This is a genomic window from Candidatus Omnitrophota bacterium (assembly GCA_028699255.1).
In the GTDB taxonomy this organism is placed as follows: domain Bacteria; phylum Omnitrophota; class Gorgyraeia; order 2-01-FULL-45-10; family 2-01-FULL-45-10; genus FEN-1322.
Genome location: JAQVUX010000002.1, coordinates 220,675 through 246,117, shown reverse-complemented (window position 1 = coordinate 246,117; position 25,443 = coordinate 220,675). Strand labels below are relative to the sequence as shown.

At 49.5% G+C, this 25,443-nt stretch carries 21 protein-coding genes; all 21 read right to left on the bottom strand.

The window, feature by feature from the left end; all coding sequences use genetic code 11:
• Position 1 precedes the first annotated feature (1 nt).
• Positions 2-682: a (d)CMP kinase gene (gene cmk / locus PHS46_02890; protein ID MDD3905460.1), complete on the bottom strand. Its 681-nt coding sequence runs from the start codon at positions 680-682 to the stop codon at positions 2-4.
• A complete protein-coding gene (locus tag PHS46_02885; GenBank protein MDD3905459.1) occupies positions 666-1,526 on the bottom strand; it encodes a prephenate dehydrogenase in 861 nt (286 codons plus the stop codon). Before PHS46_02885 ends, cmk begins: the two co-directional genes overlap by 17 nt.
• A complete protein-coding gene (gene aroF / locus PHS46_02880; protein MDD3905458.1) occupies positions 1,523-2,539 on the bottom strand; it encodes a 3-deoxy-7-phosphoheptulonate synthase in 1,017 nt (338 codons plus the stop codon). The genes PHS46_02885 and aroF overlap by 4 nt, the downstream gene beginning before the upstream one ends.
• Positions 2,540-2,549: 10 nt before the next feature.
• Complete coding sequence (gene hisC, locus PHS46_02875; GenBank protein ID MDD3905457.1) at positions 2,550-3,644, bottom strand: histidinol-phosphate transaminase; 1,095 nt, start codon at positions 3,642-3,644, stop codon at positions 2,550-2,552.
• On the bottom strand, positions 3,641-4,789 hold the full coding sequence (pheA, locus tag PHS46_02870; protein MDD3905456.1) for a prephenate dehydratase: 1,149 nt from the start codon (positions 4,787-4,789) through the stop codon (positions 3,641-3,643). Before pheA ends, hisC begins: the two co-directional genes overlap by 4 nt.
• On the bottom strand, positions 4,758-5,447 hold the full coding sequence (gene scpB / locus PHS46_02865) for an SMC-Scp complex subunit ScpB (GenBank protein ID MDD3905455.1): 690 nt from the start codon (positions 5,445-5,447) through the stop codon (positions 4,758-4,760). The genes pheA and scpB overlap by 32 nt, the downstream gene beginning before the upstream one ends.
• Positions 5,428-6,195, bottom strand: coding sequence for a segregation/condensation protein A (locus PHS46_02860; protein ID MDD3905454.1), 768 nt, complete (start codon positions 6,193-6,195; stop codon positions 5,428-5,430). Before PHS46_02860 ends, scpB begins: the two co-directional genes overlap by 20 nt.
• Positions 6,192-7,175, bottom strand: a complete 984-nt coding sequence (gene trpS / locus PHS46_02855; protein MDD3905453.1) for a tryptophan--tRNA ligase — start codon at positions 7,173-7,175, stop codon at positions 6,192-6,194. Before trpS ends, PHS46_02860 begins: the two co-directional genes overlap by 4 nt.
• The gene (gene infB, locus PHS46_02850) at positions 7,172-9,409 is read right to left on the bottom strand and encodes a translation initiation factor IF-2 (protein ID MDD3905452.1); all 2,238 of its coding nucleotides are present in this window, start codon (positions 9,407-9,409) and stop codon (positions 7,172-7,174) included. Before infB ends, trpS begins: the two co-directional genes overlap by 4 nt.
• A gap of 11 nt (positions 9,410-9,420) precedes the next feature.
• Positions 9,421-10,650, bottom strand: coding sequence for a transcription termination factor NusA (gene nusA / locus PHS46_02845; protein MDD3905451.1), 1,230 nt, complete (start codon positions 10,648-10,650; stop codon positions 9,421-9,423).
• A 20-nt stretch (positions 10,651-10,670) separates the two neighbouring features.
• Positions 10,671-11,123, bottom strand: coding sequence for a ribosome maturation factor RimP (locus tag PHS46_02840; GenBank protein MDD3905450.1), 453 nt, complete (start codon positions 11,121-11,123; stop codon positions 10,671-10,673).
• 369 nt (positions 11,124-11,492) lie between these two features.
• Positions 11,493-16,001 carry a helix-turn-helix domain-containing protein gene (locus PHS46_02835; protein ID MDD3905449.1) on the bottom strand — a complete coding sequence of 1,503 codons (4,509 nt, stop codon included), beginning with the start codon at positions 15,999-16,001 and terminating at the stop codon, positions 11,493-11,495.
• Positions 16,002-16,139: 138 nt separating this feature from the next.
• A complete protein-coding gene (locus tag PHS46_02830) occupies positions 16,140-17,861 on the bottom strand; it encodes a proline--tRNA ligase (GenBank protein ID MDD3905448.1) in 1,722 nt (573 codons plus the stop codon).
• Positions 17,858-18,892, bottom strand: coding sequence for a flavodoxin-dependent (E)-4-hydroxy-3-methylbut-2-enyl-diphosphate synthase (gene ispG / locus PHS46_02825; protein MDD3905447.1), 1,035 nt, complete (start codon positions 18,890-18,892; stop codon positions 17,858-17,860). The genes PHS46_02830 and ispG overlap by 4 nt, the downstream gene beginning before the upstream one ends.
• Complete coding sequence (rseP, locus tag PHS46_02820; protein MDD3905446.1) at positions 18,892-19,974, bottom strand: RIP metalloprotease RseP; 1,083 nt, start codon at positions 19,972-19,974, stop codon at positions 18,892-18,894. Before rseP ends, ispG begins: the two co-directional genes overlap by 1 nt.
• Positions 19,965-21,119 (bottom strand): 1-deoxy-D-xylulose-5-phosphate reductoisomerase, encoded by a 1,155-nt coding sequence (locus PHS46_02815; GenBank protein MDD3905445.1) that lies wholly within the window; start codon positions 21,117-21,119, stop codon positions 19,965-19,967. Before PHS46_02815 ends, rseP begins: the two co-directional genes overlap by 10 nt.
• Positions 21,116-21,943: a phosphatidate cytidylyltransferase gene (locus PHS46_02810; protein MDD3905444.1), complete on the bottom strand. Its 828-nt coding sequence runs from the start codon at positions 21,941-21,943 to the stop codon at positions 21,116-21,118. Before PHS46_02810 ends, PHS46_02815 begins: the two co-directional genes overlap by 4 nt.
• Positions 21,933-22,637, bottom strand: coding sequence for an isoprenyl transferase (locus tag PHS46_02805; GenBank protein ID MDD3905443.1), 705 nt, complete (start codon positions 22,635-22,637; stop codon positions 21,933-21,935). Before PHS46_02805 ends, PHS46_02810 begins: the two co-directional genes overlap by 11 nt.
• A 97-nt stretch (positions 22,638-22,734) precedes the next feature.
• Positions 22,735-23,415: an OmpA family protein gene (locus PHS46_02800; GenBank protein ID MDD3905442.1), complete on the bottom strand. Its 681-nt coding sequence runs from the start codon at positions 23,413-23,415 to the stop codon at positions 22,735-22,737.
• Positions 23,416-23,496: 81 nt separating this feature from the next.
• Positions 23,497-24,771, bottom strand: a complete 1,275-nt coding sequence (locus PHS46_02795) for an adenylosuccinate synthase (protein ID MDD3905441.1) — start codon at positions 24,769-24,771, stop codon at positions 23,497-23,499.
• A 12-nt stretch (positions 24,772-24,783) separates the two neighbouring features.
• The gene (locus PHS46_02790; GenBank protein ID MDD3905440.1) at positions 24,784-25,428 is read right to left on the bottom strand and encodes a hypothetical protein; all 645 of its coding nucleotides are present in this window, start codon (positions 25,426-25,428) and stop codon (positions 24,784-24,786) included.
• Positions 25,429-25,443: the final 15 nt, after the last annotated feature.

The following is a 25,443-nucleotide window of genomic DNA, read 5'->3' as shown; positions in this document are numbered from 1 at the left end:
ATCACGCTTTTGGTTTTATGTGCCCTAGTATTTCACCAACAACTTCATCTATCGAAAGCTTAGTCGTATCGATAATTACAGCGCCCGGCGCTTTTTTCAAAGCGCCCACGGACCTTTTCATATCCGATTCGTCTCTTAAGATAACGTCTTTTTTGATTTCGTCTAAACTCACCGCCCGGCCGGCCTCAGCAAGCTCCTTGTGTCTGCGCCTGGCACGCTCGTCCGGATCCGCGTCAAGATAAAACTTATAATCGGCGTCCGGGAATACCACCGTGCCGATGTCCCTGCCCTCAAGAACGGCGGCGCCTCTTTCGCCTATCGATCGTTGCAGACGAACCATCTCGGCCCTGACCCCCGGAACGCGCGCGATGTATTTAACATTATTCGTCAGTTCCGGCGTCCGGATAAGACCTGCGACATCTTCGCCGTCCAGAAAGACCTCAAGCTTACTCAGGTCTCCCTTAAGGTCTATCTCCGTCGACTTAGCCAACCGCACAAGAGCGCCTTCGTCGTTAAGATCTATCCTGCTTCGCATCGCTTTGAGCGTAAGAGCCCTGTACATCGCCCCGGTATCTATATAAAGAACTCCGAGCGCCTTTGCCACCAGCTTGGAAACCGTGCTCTTGCCGCTTCCGGCAGGACCGTCGATAGCTATTAGAAGCCCATTACTTCGTCGAGCCATATGCAAACTTGTCCCGTTTCGCTTTTCCTTTTTTCAGAGCCCTGACGATTCCCTGATAATCATTCTTCACGAGCGCTTTAATTATGTCTTTGTACGATCTTTCAAACATCCGGCACGCCTTAATAGTCTCTATCCTATTCGTCGAAAATATGTCAGCCCACAAATACGGGTCGCTCGAAGCCACTCTCGTCGTATCTTTAAACCCCTCGGCCGCATAGGCAAGTTCCCTCTCCGGCACAGCCGCCGCCAGGCCAAAAGCTACGATATGCGGCAGGTGACTTATCAGGGCGACGCTTCTATCGTGCCGGGACGGCGTCATAACCGTTACCTTGGCGCCGAGACTTTTCCAGAAATTCGCTACTTTTGCAATGACCGCTTTTTTGGTTTTAAGTGTTTTTGTCACTATGCACGGTGAGCCATCCATAAGATCGCCTCTGGCAAATTCCACACCGGCATGTTCCGACCCCGCCATAGGATGAGACCCGACAAAATCCGCCGAATCCGCCTTCAGGACCTTCTCCATCCGTCTGACTATAAGGCTCTTCGTACTGCCGACATCGGTAATTATGGCGCCGGCCGTTGCATATCTCATGGCTTCACGGCCTATTGAGGCGATATTGGAAACCGGCGCGGCGAGTATTATAAGATCCGCGCCGCGAACCCCGTCTTTAATATTCATAAAACCTTTATCTACCGCCTTGCATTTAAGCGCTTTTTGAAGCGTTGAACGGCGATGAAAAACGCCGGCAACCTCTTTGGCGAGACCTCTCTTCTTTATTGCAAGGCCGATAGAGCCGCCAATAAGACCGACGCCGATAATGGTTATTTTTTTAAATCGCTTCATAGCTCTCTGCCGACCGCTTTGGCCAATACTTTTATCTCTTTCATCATCTTCGCGAAATTCTCCGGCAAAAGCGACTGCTCTCCGTCCGACATTGCCTCTTCCGGCGCAGGATGAACTTCGACGATGAGCCCATCGGCTCCGGCCGCGACGGCCGCCTTAGCGCACGGCGCGACGAGCCCCCATTTACCGGTAGCGTGCGAAGGATCCGCGATAACGGGTAGATGGCTCAGGCTCTTTATAACCGGAATAGCGGCTGTATCGAAAGTAAAACGGGTAGCATCCTCAAAAGTCCGTATACCGCGTTCGCATAACATGACATTAAAATTTCCTTCCGCCAGTATGTATTCGGCGGACATCAAAAGCTCTTTTATCGTGTTGGCCATACCGCGTTTTAAGAGCACGGGTTTCTTCGTCTTACCTACTTCCTTCAGGAGATTGAAGTTCTGCATATTCCGCGCGCCGATCTGTATTATATCCGCATATTTAAGCACCATATCTAAGTCGCGCACATCCATAAGTTCCGTAACGATCTGAAGGCCAGTCTGTTTCTTCGCCTCGGCGAGAAATTTCAGGCCTTTTAGGCCCAGCCCCTGGAATGAATACGGTGATGTCCTCGGTTTGAAAGCTCCGCCCCTTAAGATGGTAGCGCCGGCGGCTTTTACTTTCTTCGCGATATCGATAAGGAGCTTTTCGCTCTCTACGGAACACGGCCCCGCCATGACTACCAGCTTCTTCGCTCCGACCTTTACGCCGGAGGCGATATTTATAATACTGTCATCCTTTTTAAAATCACGGGACGCCAGTTTGTACGGCTTTAATATCTGTAGTACTTTTTCTACGCCGGGAAATACCTCAAGCGGCTGGACCCTTATAATATCCTCTTCGCCGATAACGCCGACTATCGTTCTCTCGACGCCTTTTGACACCCATGGTTTAAGACCCAACGCGTGTATCTTTTTAACGAGATGATCCACCTGCTTCTTCGAAGCATCCGGACGCATTACAATGATCATTGCGAAACTCCTATTTTAGGACTTTTTTAAGCGCTGATACAAAACGCTTATTCTCCGCTTTCGTGCCTATGGTAACGCGGATAGATGTATCGAGCCCCCACGCCTTCATGTCACGCACAATAACACCTTCTTTGAGCAGGTCATTAAAAACCACCTTGCAATCTTTACCGGTATTGACGATGACGAAGTTGGTCGCGCTCCTGGTATACTCGAGCCCTATCTTGCGAAACGCGGAATACAGGTATTCGCGCTCCATCTCTACATGCGCTATCGTCTTTTTAAGGAACGCCTGGTCTTCGAGGGCGGCAAAAGCGCCTGCCTGAGCCAGTATATTTATATTGAACGGCTCCCTGACGCGTTCCATACAGCTTATGACCTCCGGATTTGAAATACCGTATCCGATCCTTAAACCCGCCAATCCATAAACTTTCGAAAAAGTCCTGGCGATGACAAGACCCGGCCTCTTTAAATAATCTATGCCGTTAGGATAATCTTTAAAGCTGTAATACGCGAATTCAAAATAAGCCTCGTCTAAGAACACCACGAGATTCTCGGGCAGGCCATGCATAAACTCGTCCAGCTCTTTCTTGGTGATATAAGTTCCGGTAGGGTTGTCCGGATTTGCTATGAAGACAAGCTTCGTATTCGCGGTTATCGCTTTCTTCATCTCTTTTAAATCATGTTTCAATTCCTTTGTGATAGGAACGAACTTTATCTTCGCGTTCTGAAGCTGAGAACCTATCTCGTATATAAGGAATGTAGGTTTGGCTATGACAACCTCATCGCCGTCACCCACAAATGTCCTGATGGCCATGCTTATGATTTCGTCCGAGCCGTTGCCGAATATAAGATTGCTCTCCCCGACGCCAAGAAAAGCGGCCAGCTTCTTCTTTAGATAAAACGACGAGCTGTCCGGGTACCTATTGATGCTCCGGAGCGCCCTCCTGATAGCGGCAACAGCCATAGGCGACGGCCCGAAGCAGTTCTCGTTGGAAGCGAGCTTTATCACATTCTTCAACCCAAGCTCCCTTTGAACCTCTTCAATGGGTTTCCCCGGAACGTAATTTTTAACATTCAGTATATTCATTTTAACCAGATTCTTCACATAATCTCCTCAGCCGGATACGACCCCAACACCTTTACAAACGACGCTTGCGCGTCCAACTCATCCAGCGCTTTATTCACTTTCGCATTCTTGTAATGCCCCTCTAAGTCCACAAAGAAGTAGTACTCCCACGCCCTGACTTTCGACGGCCTCGACTCTATCTTCGTCATGTTTATCTTGTGTCTTTTGAACGGAACGAGCATATCGTGAAGCGCGCCGGAGCGATCTTTTACCGAGAACATTATGGACGTCTTGTCCTCGTTCGTAGGCATAGCGTCATACTTACCGATGACAAGAAAGCGAGTAACGTTGTGAGCGCTATCCTGTATCGACCTGTTTAAAATCGTAAGCTTATATTTCTCCGCGGCCAGATCGCTGGCTATGCAGGCACACGCGGCGCCCTCTTTCGCGGTCATCTCGGCCGCTTTCGCGGTACTCGAAACTTCCACAAGTTCCGCGCCCGGCAGGTTCGACTCAAGCCATATCCTGCACTGGCCGAATACTTCTGCCTTCGAATAAACCTTGCGTATCCTGCCCTTACCGGCAGATTTAACGAGAAGGTTGTGCGTCACGTCGAGATATATCTCGGAGCATATTTTAAGCGCGGAGTCGATGAACATATCGAGCGTATGGTTTACCGCCCCCTCAATGGAATTCTCTATCGGGACTACGCCGTAATCGGCCATCCCTTTTTCGACCTCGCTGAATATATCCGTTATGGTTCCGCATGCTTTATACGACACGCTTGCGCCAAACTTTTTCATACCGGCTAAATGCGTGAACGTGCACTCGGGCCCCAGATAAGCTATGACAAGCGGCCTCTCCAGTTCAAACGAACCGGACATGATCTCCCTATATATCGCCTTAAGCGATCCCGCAGACAACGGCCCCATATTATTCGCGGCAATCTTCCTGTAAACCTCTTTTTCCCGCTCCGGAACATATATCGAACCATTAGTACGGGCCTTCGATTTCCCTATGCCGAGTATGACTTTGGCTCTTTCATTCAGGAGCCGCAACAGCTGAGAATCTATCGAATCAACCCTTCGACGCGCGCGCCCAACGCCTACAATAGTTTGCTTGCTCAGGGTTGATGCTGAGCCGGTCGAAGCATCAACTGTTTTGCGTAATTTGTTGATCTTCATTCGAATTCTCCTCTTTTGGCTTTACCTGATCCGCTTCGGTACCCTGATCTGACACGCCGGCCTGGACCGTTTCGGCACCCTGGCCTGTCTCAGTTTTAACTATCTCATGTTTATCTTTCTCTCTAATAAAATCAAGATCACTCTCCTGAAACTCTTTTAATTTCGGCAATTCATCGAGCGACTTCAATCCAAAATGTTGTAAAAATTCCGTAGTGGTGCCGTAAAGTATCGGCCTGCCCGGCCCGTCCACGCGCCCGCGCGGGCGTATGAATCCGCGCTCTTCCAATGTGCGCACCACGCCGTCGGCGCTGACACCCCTTATCATCTCTATCTGAGCCCGCGTCAACGGTTGCCTGTAAGCTATTATCGCCAGAGTCTCGAGCGACGGGCCGGTGAGACGATCGGCCGGACGCTTGTACATCGCGGATATCCACTTACTGTATACGGGATCCGTCAACATCTGGAACCCGCCGGCGATCTCTTTTATGGCAAAACTCCTGCCGGAAGAAGAATAGTCAGCGTTCAATTCTTCGATAACGGCCCTGATCTCCGTAGGCTCAACCTCTTTTAAGACATCCTTGAATGTATCTATCGAAATCGGCTTGTCACTCACAAATAAAAGAGCTTCTATTATCTTCTTACTTTGGTCCCTGTCCATCTTCTTTTACCTCGTTAACCGGTTTAGCGGTTTCGGCATTTTTCATTACTTCTATGTCGCCAAAAGGCGCACCCTGCAGGACGACAACCTCCCGCATCTTTATCAACTCCAGCAGTGCCAGGAAAAGCGTTATAACCTCGAATTTATTTTTTGCCGCTTTAAAAAGATCCGTAAACATTATCTTGCCGTTATCGACGAGCATGTGAATGATATCGTGTATCTTCTCCGACACCGTAAACTCGTCTTTAACCACTTTATAAAATATATCCCTCGGTATGTCTTTCAATACCTTCGTGAACGCGGTTATAAGATCGAATAAGCTCGCCTCAAATAAAGTCTCTTCCTTCGGCAGATCGTCTATCTTTATGCCGGGGCCGACCCTCGCGAAAAAATGCTTATGCTGTGACTCCATGTGCGAAAGTTCAGACGCCGCCTCTTTAAATTTCTTATATTCCAGAAGGCGCCGCACCAGTTCGGCCCGAGGATCTTCCTCGGCCTTCTCCTCGCCCTCCGACGGTTCCGGCGGCAGTAACATCTTCGACTTTATATGCATGAGCGTCGCCGCCATGACGAGGAACTCGCCGGCTATCGTCAGGTCGAGAAGCTTCATCAGCTCAAGATATTCGAGATACTGGTCGGTTACCTTGGCGATCGGTATATCGTATATATCGACCTCTTCCTTCTGGATCAGGTACAGAAGAAGGTCGAGCGGCCCCTCAAAAACATCAAGTTTAACTTTATATGTCATAATAAATTAACTACGCGCCTGACTTCACCCATCGTCTCGACGGTAATCTTTCGCGCTCTTTTATCGCCATCCGCGATTATGTCCGCGACCTGGGAATCGGACAGTTTTTCCCGCCTCTGCCTTATCGGCTCAAGCGTTTCTATTAAAATGTCCGCCAAGCCCCGTTTGCATTCGGTACAGCCTTTGAGCGCGCCCTCACACCAGTCCTTCACCTTCGCAAGATTCTCCGGCTTCGTAAATGTAGCATAATAACTGAATACGTTACAGATTGCCGGATGCCCTTTGTCCTGTAGCTTCACTCTCTCGGCATCGGTTATCATAACGTTCACCTTTTTTCTGATAACTTCCGGAGTATCCGAGAGCGCGATGAAATTTGCGTAACTCTTCGACATCTTTCTATTATCGAGACCGAGCAGTTTCGGAGTTTTTGTCAGGATCGCCTCCGGCTCCGGGAATATTGCTTCCTTGTATAGACCGTTAAATCTGCGCACAATCTCCCGCGTAAGTTCCAGGTGCGGAATCTGGTCGACCCCCACAGGGACTGCGTTAGCGCGATAGACGGCGATATCCGCCGCCTGTAAAACAGGGTAGCCCAAAAATCCGTACGTCGTCAGGTCGCGCCCCTTAACCTCGCGAAGCTGTTCTTTGTATGTCGGAACCCGTTCGACCCACGCCAGCGGCGTGATGTCCGAGAACACCATCGCCAACTCCAGATGTTCGGGTACATGCGACTGGATGAATATCACGGATTTTTCGGGATCGAGCCCGGAGGCTACAAAATCCCTGACCATCTCGTAACACGATTCTTTCAGGTTTCGAGGATCCTCGTACTCGCTCATAAGCGCGTGCCAGTCGGCTATCATGTAAAAACACTGGTATTCGTCCTGCAATTTTACCCAGTTATTAAGCGCGCCGACCAGATGGCCTAAGTGCAATTTACCCGTCGGACGCATCCCGCTTAGAATACGCTTCTTGCTCATTTTTTGGAATCCAGCCTTCTGGCGACCTTTTCGATAGAATATACCTCGATAAGGTCTCCTGCCCTGACATCGTCATGGCGGTCTAAGCCTATACCGCACTCGACGCCTTCATTGACATCGCGAACATCGTCCTTAAATCTTTTAAGCGACGATATCTTACCCTCATATACGACCTTTTTGTCGCGTATAAGTTTCGCGACTCCCGTCCTAACCATCTTCCCTTTTACAACTATCGACCCGGCTATCGTTCCGGCCTTTGTAACTTTAAAAACCTGTTTTACCTGCGCGCGGGCTACGAATATTTCCTTCAAGACCGGCTCAAGCAATCCTTCCATAGCCGCTATAACATCCTGTATCGCTTCGTAAATTATCCCGTAAAGTTTTATTTCAATGCCTTCTTTAGCCGCGAGTTCCTGGGCGCCCTCATCGATCTTAACATTAAACCCGAGAACTACCGCATTCGAAACGACGGCAAGCATGATGTCGGATTCATTTATCGTTCCGACGTCAGCGTGAACTATGTCTATCTTTACGTCCTTCGTACCGAGATCAACAAGCGACTTTTTTAACGCCTCGATGGAGCCCTGGACATCGCCTTTCATTACTATGGCAAGCTCCTTCGCTACGCCCTCTTTCATCTGTTTATAGAAATCTTCCAGTGTAACTCTCTGGGACATCTTAAGTTTCTTCGAACGCGCTTCGTCTTGTTTCAAGAGCGAAAGCACCCGCGCTTTCTTCTCGTCTTTTACAACGAAGAATTCATCGCCGGCCATCGGCACGCCGGATAAGCCCAATATCGTTACCGGCTTCGACGGCGGCGCCTCGTTTATACGGCTACCGGTATGGTCCATCATAGCCTTGATCCTGCCATAATGCATACCCGTCAAAACCATGTCGCCGAGCTTCAAAGTACCGTTCTTAACCAGAACCGTCGCGACAGGCCCCTGTCCGCTGGAAAGCTTTCCTTCTATTACGACACCGCGCGCCCTGAGCCCCGGATTCGCTTTGAGCTCCAAAAGTTCCGCTTCGAGTAAAAGCATTTCCAATAGCGTCTCGACACCCTCGCCCGTTTTCGCCGAAACCGGCATCGTTATCGTTTTGCCGCCCCAGTCTTCAGGGGTAAGTCCGAGTTGGGCGAGCTGTCCTTTTATTTTTTCGACATTAGCGCCGGGAAGATCGCACTTATTAATGGCTACGACTATCTGTACGCCAGCGGCCCTGGCATGATCCAGAGCCTCCTTTGTCTGGGGCATGACACCGTCGTCCGCTGCGACTACGAGCACCACTATATCGGTCGCGTTTGCGCCCCTGGCGCGCATCGCGGTAAAAGCCTCGTGACCCGGCGTATCCAGAAATGTAACCGACCCATTTTTAACCTTTACTTCGTAAGCGCCTATATGCTGTGTTATGCCGCCTTTTTCTTTATCGGCGACATGCGTTTTTCGTATAAAATCGAGAAGCGACGTCTTTCCATGGTCGACATGCCCCATAAAAGTAACTACCGGGGAGCGCAACGCGAGATGTTTGATATCCTGTTTCTCCTCGAGCTCCCTGTGCTCTTTTACAACCTGGTCTTCTAACTTCGCCGGCCTTTTTAATTCAATATCGTATCCCCGCAACACATCCTTTAGCATCTCTTCGCCAAGGGATTGATTTATGGTGGCGAATATATTTTTAGCCATGAGATTCACGATCAATTCATTAGGCTTGACGCCTATCTTCGCGGCAAGATCTTTTAATGATATCGGGGGCTCTATCTCTAAAATTCGCTTCTTGGGTTCTTCGGGAAGTTTTACAGGTTCTGCGGTTTTCGCTATTACGGCTTCTATTTTCTCATCCGGTTTTTTGATCTCAGGAACTTTAGCGACTGGTTGCGCAATTTTCTCCTCGATCTTAACGGCCGGCTTTACCGACACAGCCGGCTTCACCGTCTCGACGGGCTTTACTACTGCCGCCGGCTTCACAGGCACAACGGGTTTTGGCGACAGAATAGGCTTCGCCGCCGCAACGGGTTTCGCCGTCACAACAGGTTTCACCGCCGCCGGTTCGGCCTTCTTCACAATGATCGGATCGATCGGTTTTTCGACAGGCACAACACTCTTTTTAACGACCGGCTTCTTCTTTGAGGAAACAGTCTTCGCGGCCGGCTTCTTCGCCTTAGCTTTTTCGGAAACTGCGGACTTCGCGATATCCTTCTTCGGTTTAACGCTCTTCGTCTTAGGTTTTTTTATCATAAGCTTGGGCTCTATCTCTCTTTCGCGGACCTCAGTATTTTTTCCGCCGTCTTAAGACCTATGCCTTCCAGCTTCGTTAAATCCTCAGCTGTTAGCATTTTGACTTTGTCGACCGTATCATAACCGGCGGCCCTTAACAGTTTCTCGACTTTCGGGCCCACGCCCTCCAGTTCCGTAAGCTTTTTTTCGCTCTCCGCCGATACCGGCGCGGCTTCTTCCGCAGTAATCACTTCTTCCATCGCGGCTTCTCCGGCGGCTTCTTTTTCGGCGAGAACTTTCGCCTTAACTTCTTCAACCTCTTTCTTCTTTTCTTCCTTGCCCCTTATATCCATCTCCCATCCCACAAGACGGGACGCGAGCCGTATATTCTGCCCGTGCTTACCGATACCTATGGAGAGCTGATCGTCGGGTACGACTATCTCTATCTTCTTCGTCGTCTTGTCTATCTTTATCTCCGATATCTCGGTTGGGCTCATGGACGCCTTTATATATTCTTTAAGGTCATCGCTCCATCGGACTATATCGACACGCTCGCCCTGCAGTTCGCGGACGATATCCTTAACGCGCGAGCCCCTCATACCGACACATGCGCCGACGGCATCAACTTTATCATCCTTCGACCATACGGCTATCTTGGTCCTCTCGCCCGGCTCCCTGGATATAGCCTTGACCTCTACTATGCTTTCGGTTATTTCCGGAACTTCTATTTCAAAGAGTTTCTTTACAAACATAGGATCCGCCCTGGAAAGGATGATCTGCGGACCATGGGAAGTCTTCGTAACCTCCTGGATGAGCACCCTTACCCTGTCGCCCTGTTTGTAGCGATCTTTCGGGCATTGCTGTGACTTCGACAGGATACCTTCCGTCTTGCCAAGATCGATAATAATATCGCCCTTTTCAAACCTGTGCACAGATCCGCTCGTGATGGTGCCAACCCTCTTGGTGTAATCTTCGAATACTATGTCGCGCTCCGCCTCGCGTATCTTCTGTATTATTACCTGCTTCGCGGTCTGGGCGGCGATACGGCCGAATTCGTCGGAGTTTATCTCCTTACCTTCGCTCAATATCTTTATCGCTCCGGTCGCCCTGTCGATCGTCGCGACAACTTCCGCCTCTTTATTGCCGATTATCTTCCTTGCCGCGCTCGTAAGGGCAGACTCTATCGCCTTGAAGAGAAACTCTTTCTCGATCCCCTTCTCGCGCTCTATGTGCTCCAATACCGTCAGTAGTTCTTCGTTCATCGTATCCACCTTCCTGTGTGCTAAAAATCTATCTTCAGTTTCGCTTTAGCTATCTTAGCTCTCGGAATCACTACGCTAATTCCGTCATTTTCTACAACAATACTATCCTTGTCCATGCCCATAAGCTTACCCTCGTGCTCCCTCTTGCCATCCACCGGTTCATACATGCTTACCTCAAGCGCCTTGCCCATAACCCACGCAAAATCCCTATCGGTAACGAGCGCCCTGTCGAGTCCGGGAGAAGCGACCTCCAGGAGAAAATGTTCGTCGATTACTCCTTCTTTATCAATAAGTTCGCTTAAATAGTTATTTAACCGCTCGCATTCGTCTATCGTTATGCCCTCCGGCGTATCGACTAATAGGCGTAAAACCATCCCGCCTTGCTCGCGACGATATGTCGTCTCGACAAGTTCGATGCCGTTTTCTTCTAAATAACCTTTAATCAATGAGTTAACGCGATCGACTATTTCCATATATATCCATAGTATGTGTGCTTAAAAAGACAATAAAAAAAGCGGGTTCAATTCAATAAACCCACTTTCCCTCCTTAAAAGAAAGTATAAATATTTATACTATACTAAGGCCGCTATGTCAAGGGAATTTTCGTTCGGAAATTTTTCATGCCCGAGAGGAAGGCCCTTTCGGGATTGTGCCTCACGGGACGCGAAATTTTAGCCATGTAAAATTTCACTGCGAGAAAAGTTCTCGCATCTGCTCGAACTTTTACGCCCCGCTCGGCACGAATCCCTGCGGGCCTTCCTCATGAGGAAAATGAAAAACTTCCTCACTCAGCAGGTAAAATATATGATAAATTTCTACTGTTTTCACCCCAGGGGGTGGAATTACGCCTGACGCTTGAGCTCGCGCACCTCTAACCTAAACCGATCGTCCTTCTTGCCTGTCTCTATCGCTCCTGACTTCGGCAGTAATCTCGCGACCTTATCAGCTATCCAGAGGATCTCGATATCGCCATAGTTTACGATAGGATTACCAGTAGAATCGAGGTTGAAGGCAAGCTTCATCGCAAGCGTCAATATTCTGGCATAATCCGGCCGGCCCGTGAAATCGATGCAGGCAAAGAATGCCTTGCCTTTAAGAGGCGCAAACTCTTCTCCGTTGAATGTCGCTTCCTTGCCCAATACGACTATATTTGATACCGGAGCGCCAAAATCGGAATTCTCACTTAAAATGGTAGAACATAATTCGCTCGACTTCGCCCAGACAACCTTAACTTTGACGGTCTTGCCGTTGCCTAAGATGCCTTGCCGCTCTAGCCGGTCCGTAACCTGCCGCAAGGCTGAACCGAAGAGCATCGGGTTCTCTTTCGCGTCATCCGGGACTTCCAGCGCGATCATTATATTCTGGCACTCATTCTGCACCCTCCCCCCCATCTTCATACCGTAAGCGCTGACCTTGACGGTATCGATTAGATCGGCTACGGCGATCGTGATTTCGTCGTTCGTCTTTCGTCTTTCGTCATTCGTTGCGTTCCGCTCATCGGAAAGAACCCGCTCTTTTATTTCCACAGTTGCCCCCTTTTCTCTCCCCCCTACCCCTTTTTCATCCTTCCCCTCAGCTTCGCTGATTCCGCTTGGCGGGATTGCCGCCACGGCGTTCTTTGTCGTACTCAGGACGCCGTCCCGAGCCTGTCGAGGGGCGGCGTCGCCTTTGCCCACGCCTTCCGCCACAGCCTTGCGTTGCGCGGCAATCTTTGAGTGCGCTTGCGCGTTCTTCTTCATAACATAATCCTGTATTTTATTGATAGCGCTTTTATATATTCTGAATACTGACGATTTGCCACACTTCATCTCCCGCGCAATTTTTTCTAATGTTGCTTCATCGTTTTTAATAAATCTTGCCAGGACAAATCTCTCACCCGACGTAAGCGTATCAACGGACTGGATAAGCGCCGGTAAACCATCCCGGCGTAGCATGCTGAGTATCTCTTCAGGCACGCCGGATTCATCAAACTTATCCGCGGGCAATTCCGATTTGCCCAGGATATTTTCCGATCGAAAACTTTTATCATCATAAGCATCCTTGCCGGTAAACGCTTCTGAAAACAGAAAGACTCCGCTCTTCAAGAATCGGCCTCGACCAGTCTTACATCTTGCAGAATCAGCAATAGCGTTTCTCATCGCGGCATCGGCTATTTTCTTAAAACGCGCGCTACGGGGATCCAGTTTCCCACCATCGCATCCTTTAAGGACATAAGCACGATACGCTCGCGCAAAACCTTCTATTGCATACGACCAATATACCAATCTATCATTTTCTTTATACCGCCTGGCAAACGCGCACGAGACTATATTAGCCCGCGGTAACGCCCACTCCATAACATCTACCGGCACCTCGCTCAAAATCGCGAAGACTGCCGCTTCGTTCGCTCTAATAGCCGCAAAGCGTTGCGCCGCCTTTTCCTGTTTTGCCATGTCAACCCGCGGTAGCTTTTTTGCAGGTGCTTGCGGTAGTACCCCGCGGCGAAACTCTTCTTTATGCTTATTAGCCGACTCCAATGCCTCTTCTTCGCCCTCACCTTTAAGAAGATACTTCATCGGTATCCCATATTTTTCAGCAAAGGCGGCTATCATATTATATGATTTGGGAAGCGTACCGCCTTTCCCCCATCTATCTATTGCTCCTTGCGTTACACCAAACATTACTGCAAAATCTATTTTCGATACGCCAAACGCTTTTCTTATTTTTTTCACTCTCTCACCAAGGCCTGGCGATACGATATCATCTGTTAGCGGAAAATCTACAGGCACCTGCCTGCCATCAAGATAACTTTCGGCAAATCTCCGTGCCGCCGTGGCCTCGCGCGCCTCATTTATTCCGGCATAGCTTGCGGCAGGTTTCGGAATCGGTAACGGGTTTTCGACCGAAGGATCGTCGTCGCCCGGGTCCGGCGTATGATGATACGGCCCGAATGGCGGACGCTTCGTCTGCGGGTGGATAGGCGTTTGCCCGTTACCGGGGGCGCGATTATCTTGCTCTCCAGGAATATCGGCAATACCCAGACGCACGAGCTTTTCTTTAATCACGCTTCTTTGGACCGCCTCAAGGGAAGCCAGATACTCCGTTCCCATTTTTTTTAAATAATAATTCATGCTGTCCGCATATATATTGTTTAACCCGGAGATCATGTCAGCGATATCCATAACCAAATCGCCGCATCCTGCCAGACTTACCGAGATCCTCTGCCGCGTCGTGTAAATCAAATCTTGCGCATCACAGATAAAAGCGCTTATTTCTCCTATCCCGTCCTCTGGAATAACATGATCGTTTAATATTGCGTTGCTAATTATCGGGGCATACACCGACATCAGGGATTCGGCGTCTTGCAAAACACTATCCAACGTTCCACGCACTTCATCCGGCGATAATATAGCGCCGGCGATCTCATAACAGTGGTCGTGGAAACGACTCGCATTTTCTTCAGATCTTAGTTGCAAGCCTGCTAAATCAACGATCGTTTTATGATAGGCCATCCATCTATCCCGTATCGGGGAAGCCACTTTGTAAAAATTCGCAAATTCCCCGATACCACCCTTGCTTTGTCCGGCAAATAAGTCAAGCACTTCATAAAATCCCGCCGCCAACTGCATTCGGTGCTTATCAAGTTCCGGATGGACATCTTCTTTTACGTAAAAGCGAAGATAGCTTATCATCTTATCAACCGCGGTTCCAAAATCCAGCCATAATATGGCTATCTCAAGTGCTTCCTCGTATGCGAATACAATATCGTATCCCAATTCACTAAGACCTGCAACTATCCGGGCGCACTTGTCTTTGTTTCCCGTAATAGCCATCTTCACGAGCAGGCGCACCGCCTCATCCTTCGTCATCGTCCCGCCCACGATATTCCCGCGTATTAATGTTGCCGTAACCTCAGGTGCATCCTTTACTATCGACTGTTCGATAACATAAATCCCTGTTCCGCCTCCGAGTAGCGGCGGCTCACCCTCCTGCGTTCGTGTCTGGTCGGGCTGTGGGCCATTTTCTCCGGAAGACGCTTGTAGCATTTTGGCATAGTGTTGAACATGAACCAGGTGTTGTTGCGCCCGGTATAGAGGGCTGTCATCATTCAAAAAATATTGCGATACTTTTTTGGGTATTTCCGGTGTATCTAAAATATTTTGCCGTACCTCACCCAGGTTATAAATGATCTTATCGATCTTGTGAATTGCTAAAAGATAAAGGCGCCAATCCGCTATTCGGTTCGGCGCACCGGTAGAATCATTTATGCTTTCCGACAAGCTGAGGGAATCTTCGTAAAATTCTTCCAGCAATACTTTATATTTATCTATAAGAGCGCACATCCCGATATCCATTTCACTATCCCGACCTGATATTGAAAGAACAAGCGGTATAGCATCGAGCGAAAATTTTGCAAGCTGTAGATGCACGGCAAGCGCAAGTCCCGGCTTCGTCGGGTATATCTCTTTTGCCCACCACACAAGAAACTCTTCATATTCATTCGGATTAAACTCGATACCGGTTAACCGTCCATATTCCTTATATTTTTCAGCGAAGGAGTTCAAACCTTTCCACATATACACTAATTGCGCAAACGCCTCTTCCGGGCCGTCTTTATCAAGTATAAGTTTGGCCCGGCGCAATATTTTTGGCGCCCTAATTAACCAGAAATGCTCACCTTTGCGCAAACGCCTTCTTTTTTTAACTTCCGCATGTATTGATTCAAGCTTTTTCGCAAATTCCAGCAATCGAGCACCTGCGGGTTTAGGTTTCGGCGCTTCATCTTTTAACATCACTCCGGCGCCTTTAAGCGTCTTCGCGTCCATAACGGACGACTCAGCCGCGGCGAGAGGCCCTGCTTTTACCGGGACCGAAGTAGCGCCAGCGACCTCCATCCACACCGTCCGCTTCACGCAGGAGGATTCGAAGTCGCATATGCGGATAGCGTTAGAAGCGGAATCGTTGGAAGGTAGTACGAAATAACGGCAGGATATTCTATTTCCGTCTAATGCGTTTGTGTAGGTCAAATAGTACGAATCGCCTTCACGGCGAACCTGGAGATTTTTAAGGTCGAAGGAGCCGATACGGTTAGAAACGGCTGGGCCGACAAGGCGGGAGCGGTGAGCAGTTATAAGATCTTTTACGCCGTTTTCGCTTGTTATGTTCAATCTACAGGCATCGGCAATGGCATGGCCTATGTATAATTCACTGAATATTGCTGAAAACTCAGCGGTGCGAATTTGCGAGTCAAGCGCCAACGTATCATGCGCCTTAACCGGAATAAAATCATAGCACAGCGCTACATCGGAAAACGTCAGAAGGCAGGCTATGGCAAGAACTGCCGATATAATCTTAATACCAATATTATGCATTAATTCTCCGGATTTTTTATCGCTTAATATTGTTAAAACGATAACATATATTCCAAAGAAATCAAAGCGGAAAATATAACTTTTTTATACCTTAATTTAACCCGGAGGTTCGACCGCGCAATCAACCGCGTAGGTTACCTACGCGGTTGATTCAGAGGTTTTGAGGAAAGCTACGAGATCCTTCTGCGGGATCTGATCTATCTTGCCAGTCTTGCGGGATTTGACTTCAACTATATTATTTTTGGCGTTTTTCGATCCGATTATTACCTTTATCGGTATGCCTATGAGATCAGCGTCTTTGAATTTTACTCCAGCGGATTCATTCCTATCATCGTATAAAACATCAAATCCTGATTTTATAAGCGCCTTATAGGATTCATCCGCCAGCTCTTTCACCTTTTTATCTTCCATATTCAGCGCGAGAATTATAATTTTGTACGGAGCGATGGACTCCGGCCATATTATCCCGTCCTTATCGTTCGAGGTTTCAATAAGACTGGCCATTATCCTGTTCACACCTATGCCGTAACAGCCCATTATGGCGATATTCTCTTTACCGTCCTTATCGAGGAACTTCGCCTGGAGCGCTTCCGAATATTTAGTGCCGAGCTTGAACGTGTGGCCTATCTCTATAGCCTGCTTTATCTCTATCGGCTTGCCGCACGCCGGACATCCGTCTACAGCCGTTATCATCCGTAAATCTGCAAACTCTTTCGTCTCAAAATCACGGTCTATGTTTACGTTTATAAGATGCGCGTCCTTCTTATTGGCGCCGGTAATAGAATTAACCATGCCCTTGACGCTGTTATCGGCAATTATGCGCGCGAGGCGCAATTTCACCGGGCCGGAAAACCCGACGGGCGCGAGCGTTACATCTTCTATCGTTTTGGCATCGGCGAGTTCAAGCGAGACGCATTTCAGGTAATTTTTTATCTTCGCTTCGTTGGCCTCGAAATCACCGCGCAAAAGAACCGCAACTATTTTGTCGTCGCATTTATATATCAGCGTCTTGACCAACCGCGTCGGCTCTGTCTTTAAAAGTTCGGAAACCCCCTCGATCGTCGTTATCCCCGGCGTCTCCACTTCGGCTATCGGCAGTTTCTTCTCTTTAGCCGCCTGGGCCTTACCGAACGCCGGACCCCCTTCGCACTTGGCAACTTCTGTGCTCGCGGAGTATTTGCATTTAGTGCAAACGACGATCCTGTCCTCACCCGCCGGGGTCGGCACCATGAATTCATTCGAATCGTTGCCGCCCATTATGCCGGGGTCGGCCTCTACCGCCACATACGGCAATCCGCAACGCTCGAATATCCGGCAGTAGGCATCGTACATCTTCCTGTAACTCTTCTCGAGCCCATCGCTATCGCAATCAAAGCTATAGGCGTCCTTCATTATAAACTCGGAGGTGCGCATAATGCCGAAGCGCGGCCTGGGCTCATCGCGAAACTTCGTCTGTATCTGATAGAGTGTGAACGGAAGTTCTTTATATGATTTGAGATTATTGGCTACAAGGTCTGTTATTATCTCCTCGTGGGTCGGCCCGAGAACGCACTCCTTGCCGTGGCGGTCTTTGAATTTTATAAGCACCGGCCCCAGCACATCGTAACGGCCGGTCTTCTTCCATATTTCAGGCGGATGGATGGCCGGCAGGAGCACCTCCTGACAACCAACACTATCCAGCTCTTCTCTTATTATCGCCTCGATCTTATGGAGAGTCTTCACGCCAAGCGGAAGATACGAATACGCGCCGGCGCTGAGTTTGCGGATAAACCCTCCGCGTATCATAAGCTTATGGCTTATAACTTCCGCGTCCTGCGGATCTTCTTTAAGTGTCGGGATTAACGCTTCGGTCCATTTCATATTTGTCTCAATAATTCTTTAATCGCGTCTTTTGCTTTTACTTTTTTAATCATCTTACCTTTTTTAAATAACATTCCCGAGTCTTTGCCGAACGCGATGCCTATATCCGCCTCGCGTGCCTCGCCGGGCCCATTCACTTCACAGCCCATCACGGCTATCCTGATATTTCCGTATCCTGCGGCTTGCTCCAGAACCTTCTTCTCAAGTTGTCCGACTATCGCGCCTAAGTCCACCTGGCACCGTCCGCACGTCGGGCACGCTATAACTTCCGCGCCGTCGCGCCGCATACCTACGGAACTTAATATGCGTTTGGCGGCTAAAACTTCTTCGACCGGATCGGCCGTCAATGAAACCCGTATTGTATCGCCTATGCCGTCGAGAAGAAGCGCGCCTATGCCTATCGCAGACTTTACGATACCCTGATCATGCGAACCGGAAGCGGTAACCCCCAAATGCAGAGGGTAATCGCATCTCTGCGATATTTCCCTGTAAGCGGCTACGGTCGTGGCCACATCCGAGGCCTTCAGTGATATGATTATATCACGAAAGTCCATTTGCTCAAATAATTTCACGTAGTCGAGCGCGGATTTTACGAGGGAACTCGTCACTGTCCCGCGCCCTTTAACCACCGAACCGGAGTTTACCCCTATCCTGATCGGTATCCCCGCCCCCTTCGCGGCCATTACGACCTGAGCTATCTCACCGCGCTTTCTTATATTCCCGGGATTCAAACGTATTTTATCCGCACCGTTTTTTATCGCCTCGAGCGCCAGGCGGTAGTTGAAATGGATGTCGCAGACGAGCGGTATATGTATCTTCTCTTTTATCTTTCTTACCGCGCGGGCGTCGTCCATATCCTTTACGGCAATCCTTATGATCTCACAGCCGGCGCGCTCGAGCTCTTTTATCTGAGATACCACGCGACGCACGTCGGAAGTGGCGACCTTGGCCATCGATTGTATCGACACCGGCGCGCCGCCGCCTATCTTAACGCCTCCGACAATAACCTGCCTGGTCTTCTTACGCTTTATCATTTTCCGAATAGTTTCGCTATCTTATCCGCGATCCCAAATTTAATAATGTCGTTGTAAAAAACAAATATGGTGAAGAGTATCAGTAGCGCCACCCCGACATTCGCGATCATCTCCTGCGCCTTCATCGATAACGGCTTCCCGCGCGCCTTTTCGATCGCCAGGAACAGCAAATGCCCGCCGTCTAAGATCGGGAGCGGTAGAAGATTGAATATAGCCAATGACGCGCTTAATATAGCCATGAGATTTAGAAGATATATACCGCCCATCTTCGCGGCCTGGGCGGTAATAACAAATATACCGACGGGCCCGCTCATCTCCTTAACGGACAGCTTTCCTATCAACATACCCCATAGCGCCTTGTACGTCAGCGCCGTTATCTGCCAGAGCGACTGCGCGCCCATATACATGGAACCGAAAAATCCATACCCGCCCTTAACTATCTTCTGGGCCGGCTGTATCCCGATGCGCGCGATCTCCACCTCTTTGCCGCCTAAACCGACTCTATGCTTTTCCACGACGGGCGTAATTTCCTGAACAAATACCTTACCCCGTCGCTCTACGGTCAACGAGATCGGGCCTTTGGTGTGCTTATTGATAACCGCGACAAGCGCATCCCCGTAACTTATGGCTTTGCCGTCTACGGCCACTATCTTATCGCCCGAGAGAAGGCCTGCGCTTTTAGCCGGATACCCGTCCATAACTATACCCACTTCGGTAGTCGTTACGGGCGTGCCGACCATAAATACGACGGATAGCAGTATAAAAGCGAATACATAATTCAATAGCGGACCCGCAAGTATTATCCGAAACCTGTCGAATATGGGCCTCGAAAGAAATTCCCACTTTTGGCCTGTTATCTTCTCCCCCGGCTCGTCGCCGCCCATCTTGACATATCCGCCGAGAGGAATCGCTGAAATGAGATATTCGGTATCGTCTCTTTTTATAGACGCCACCTTCGGGCCGAAACCTATCGAGAATTTCTCGACACGCACGCCGAGCGATTTCGCCGCGAAAAAATGGCCGAACTCATGAACTATAACAAGGATCCCAAGAACCACTAAAAAAATTATTACTGACAACAGATTACCCTCGCTTCCTCTTTTGAACGCCCCACGGCTTCTAATATGTCGCCAAGAGACGGCTTTGTATCGTTTATATTTTTATGCGCGGAAAGGACCCGCGATATCACTTTTGGTATATCCGAAAACTTTATCCGGCCGTCGAGATAGGAGGCGACAGTTTCTTCGTCTGCCGCGCACAGGGCCGCCGGAGCGGTTCCGCCGAACGCAGCCGCCCGGGCCGCGAGTTCAAGACATGGAAACTTTTTGTAATCCGGCTGTTTGAACGTAAGACGCCCTATTTTAGCAAAATCCACGTGTTTGGCTAAGCCGTCGGCGCGGCGCGGATACGTAAGCGCATATTGGATCGGCAGACGCATGTCCGGCGCACCGAGTTGCGCCAATATAGCGCCGTCGGCGAACTCCACCATCGAGTGTATAACCGCTTCGGGGTGGATGAGTACCTCTATCCGGGCGGCATCGACGCCGAAAAGATACTGGGCCTCGATAACCTCGAGCCCCTTATTCATCATGGTAGCGGAATCAACGGTTATTTTTCTGCCCATCTTCCACCTGGGATGGTTCAGGACATCTCCTCGTCGGAGAGAATCGAACCTTCGGGCCGGGACGTTTAAAAGCGGCCCGCCGCTACCTGTAAGGTATATCTTAGAAAGGTATTCGCGCCTGCCGTCAACGCACTGGAATATCGCGCTATGCTCGCTATCAACCGGTATGATCTCGGCGCCGGACTTCGCGGCAAGCTCCATCACGATCTGACCCGCGCTTATAAGAGCCTCTTTGTTCGCGAGAGCTACGCGGCGCTTCTTCTTTACGCTCTCGACGAGCGGCATGATGCATTCGGTGCCGGAGATCGCCATAAGCACAATATCGATCCCGCCTCGCGACAATATTTCGCTCGGGGCATCGGCGCCGCATAATATCTTAGTCGCGCCCGGCAGGAGCGCTTTTAACTGCCGCGCGAGACGCTCATCGGCTATCGAAACGACCCGTGGCCTGAAGGCGCGCGCCTGGGCCGCGAGAAGCTTTACATTGGAACCTGCGGATAGCGCGACAACCTCAAACGCTCCGCCGGAGCGCGCTACGACATCGAGCGCGCTCGTTCCTATCGATCCGGTCGACCCGAGGATTGCGATTTTTTTTCTCATTTTTTCATTAATACCGCGACATAAAAATAAAATATGGGGGCTGTGAATAATAGGCTATCTATGAGATCCAACATCCCGCCGAATCCGGAAAAGACCGCGCCGGAATCCTTAACACCCGAATCTCTCTTTAAAAGCGACTCGGCCAGATCCCCTACCTGAGCCAGTATCCCGAGCAAAATACCCAGCACCACAAGATGCGCGTAGGAAAAATCGGGAAGATAGCTCCTGCTTGCCACAGCGCTCATGACGCTGAATAAAAGCCCGCCTATCGTCCCCTCGATCGTCTTGTGCGGGCTTATCCGCGGGATAAGCGCGTGCTTGCCGGCCGCGTTGCCGACAAGATATGCCCCCACGTCGCCCATCTTCGTTACGAGGACTAAGAATGCCACCAGATACGCGCCGTTATGCAGGAATTTCAGCTTAAGAAAATAAGAGAAGAACCATGCGATGTAAAGAAGCCCGAAGAGCGTTACGGCAATACTCACAAGCGCCTGAGAGCTGTCCCGCCTTGTAAACTGCAGTACGAATATAAACAGGCACGCTATGACTATGAAGAACGGTTCGAGTGTAAAATACCCTTCTCCCCCCATCTGAAAATAGAGCATGATAGGCACGCACATACCTATTATCACGCCGAGATATTTATACACAAATATATTCTTACGCTCGACGAGAGCGAAGAACTCGATAAGCGCCAGGCCTATCATTACAGAAGCAAGAAGCGCGAAGACCCAATTCGGGAAAAAGAATATGACGAGAGTTACAAGCGTCACTATTATGATGCTCGTAATCATCCTCTTTGTAACGCTTAAATTATCCGCCAAATCTCCTCTCCCTCCTTTCGTATTCCTTTAATGCTTTTTTAAAATCCGGCTTTTTGAAATCAGGCCAGAACTTTTTAGTTATGTAAAGCTCTGAATAGGCGATCTGCCAAAGCAGAAAATTGGATAGGCGGCATTCGCCCGAAGTACGTATCATAAGATCCGGGTCCGGCAGATCTTTGGTATATAAATAATCGGCGAAACCGGCCTCGTCTATCGCTTCCGGATCGAGCCTCCCGGCCACTGCCGCTTTGGCAATACCGCGGCAGGCGTTCAATATCTCGTGCCGGGCGCCGTAATTCAAAGCCAGGTTCAGCACAAGGCCCGTATTCCCGGCGGTGGATGCCGTCACTTTCCGGATCTTTGCGCGGACGGATTCCGGCATAGCGTCGATATCACCTATGGTCGAAAATCGTATGTTATTTTTATTTAAAGATTTTTCTTCCTTGTCGAGATATTCTTCGAGAAGCCCGAAAAGCTTATCGACCTCGTCCTTCGGCCTCTTCCAGTTCTCCGTCGAAAAAGTATACAGCGTCAGCACCTTTACTCCGCATTCCCTGGCGGCCTCTATCACCTGACGGACGCTTGACGCGCCGGCGCGATGGCCGGCTATCCTCGGTAGATGATGCGCTCTTGCCCATCTGCCGTTACCGTCCATTATGATCGCAACGTGCTGAGGTATCTTTTCGGGGCTCATATATTTTACGTATATTGCTCAGTAACAGCAATGGGGGATGTAAAAATCCCCCATTGCTGGTTTATGATCCATATTTAATGACAACCGCTTACCTGTCCTATTTTACCGACTCCTGCGCTTCGGGGGCCTTTGACTCTTCAGCCGCCTTAGCTTCTTCCGATATCTTGCCCTGTATCTCTTCGTATGACTTCTTGCTCATCTCTTTGGGAAGGATAATTATCTCGACGCGGCGGTTCCTCGATCGGCCTTCTTTAGTATCATTCGCGTCAACCGGCCTGAATTCACCGTATCCTATCGCCGAGAGACGGCGGGGACTGACATCTTTGCCTATAAGATAATGGAGCACGTTGGTAGCGCGCGCCGAGGACAACTCCCAGTTTGATTTCCATCCGGAACGCTTTATCGGAGCGGAATCGGTATGACCTTCCACGCCTATATCTCTATCCGGGACCGTTTCGTTCAAAACTACCGCGACCTTATCGAGGGCGGGATAAGCATTCTTCTTCAGCTTCGCCTTGCCGGAATCGAAGAGGATGTCGTTCGCCATGGTTATGATAAGGCCCCTCTGAGTCTGCTCTAAAAGTATCTGATTGTCCGCTATCTCTTTGGCGAGCCGCTCCTCGAGGGTACGCTTAGCCTGCTCAAGATCCTCAAGCTGACTGGTCAACTGTTTTATCTTGCGTTCCTGCTCCGGTTTACCTTTGTAGAAATTGAGCGCGCAACCCGTCAATGAAACTGTGAAAATTAACGCTAAAGCCAGTACAGCGACCTTCCTCATCTTGCTCCTCCTGTTTAATGTTCGAAACCACTAATGTTTAAAATGTTAGCACCGCACACTTTTAAAGTCAAGGCAAAACCGTTACGCGCCCTTGGAAAACGTCTGTTTCCTGTCGCACCCTACGGATATGAGCACAATTTTCGTATTAAGGATATGCTGTATCCTCTTAAGGTAATTGCGCGCGTTGACTGGAAGTTTCGCGTAAGACGTCACCCTGGTAGTATCGCTCCGCCAACCCGGAAGCTCTTCATAAATAGGCTCGCAGGCGGCCAGAACCCTCGGGTTTGAAGGAAAATGATTATATATCTTGCCGCCAAATTTGTACGCCGTACATATTTTTATGGAGTCGAGGTCGTCGAGAACGTCGAGTTTTGTAACCACTATCTCATCTATTCCGTTAACCATAACTGAATGTTTCACGATAACGTTGTCGAACCATCCACAGCGCCTGGGCCGGCCGGTCGTTGCGCCAAACTCCTTGCCCTTCTTCCGTATCTGTTCCATGAGATCTTTTGTAAACTCTGTGGGAAAAGGCCCTTCGCCGACCCTCGTCGTATAAGCCTTCACAACACCTATAACCTTGCCGATCTTCGTGGGGCCTACGCCTGTGCCGGTTGAAGCTCCGCCCGCGGTGGAATTGGAAGAAGTAACGAACGGATACGTCCCGTGATCCACATCGAGGAGCGTACCCTGCGCGCCTTCAAATAGTATACGTTTCTTTTTCTTTATAGCGTCGTTCAAAGCCACTGCCGTATCAACAACGTATTTCTTTATTTCTTTCGCGTAGCCGGAATATTCTTCATACAATTCATCGAACGAAAACCCCTTCGCGCCGTATATCTTGCCTAAAATATCGTTCTTCTCGTCGAGATTGCTCTGCAGTTTTTCTCTCAGCACGGCATCGTCTATCAAGTCCGCGACGCGTATACCGGAGCGCGCCACTTTGTCCGAATAGCAGGGCCCTATCCCTCTCTTGGTGGTGCCTATTTTTTTGCGTTTCCCTTCTTTGAGTTCATCGAGCAATCTATGATATGGAAATATAACATGGGCGTTATCGCTTATAAAGAGACGGCCATCTACGTCGATGCCGCGGTTTTTCAGCATATTTATCTCGTCTAAAAGCGCTTTTGGGTCGATAACTACGCCATTGCCTATGACGCACATCTTTCGCTTATGAAGTATACCGGAAGGGATAAGATGCAGTATGAACTCCTCATCACCGATAACTACGGTATGGCCCGCGTTATTCCCGCCCTGATACCGGACGACATAATCTACTTTGCGCGTAAAGATATCGATGACTTTCCCCTTACCCTCATCGCCCCATTGGGCTCCCAGTATAACCATATTCGCCATAGTTTTTCCTTATTATTTATAAGACGTAGTCTTTGGGATCTTCGGTATCTTTGGTATTTTTGGAGTCGATATTGTGGCGGTAGCCTTTGGAATATTGTAGTTGGTTTTGGCCGACGTCGTAGCGATCGCCCTTCTCTGCCTGTTAAATTGTTCCATTTTGCGTATAAAATTCAACTGCTTATTAACTCTCTCCGTCCTTATGCGCGAGGCCTCGTTCCTTACCCTGCCGAACAATTTCCCCAGCGTCTCATCGTCGAGATTCTCCAGCTTCTTGCCCTGAAATGTATAAGATGCCTTACCGTTAGAATCCACTTCCTTTTTCAAGTCTGGAATAAAATTCATTATCTCCGCAAAATTATTCAAGCTCTCATTGACCCGATCGAGTTTCTCCGCTTTCGTCAGCTCTTTCTGCGGCGCTTCGGCCGTCACGGGGGCGGTAGCGTCGGAAGTAGCCGCGATACCGGTAGTGGCCCCAGCGGCGGTCTTCCCGGAGCCGGAGGCAACACCGGCGGCAACGATCTTCCCGGTAACCGGCTCAGCGGTAACGGACGCAGTTGCTGTTTCTTGCTTCGCGGTGTCTGCACCGAACGCGCTTATTGGAGCGCTCATAAAGCAACTCACAACAAAACCAAGCGCCAGCACCTTAAGATCCTTCATGCCCCACCCCATATA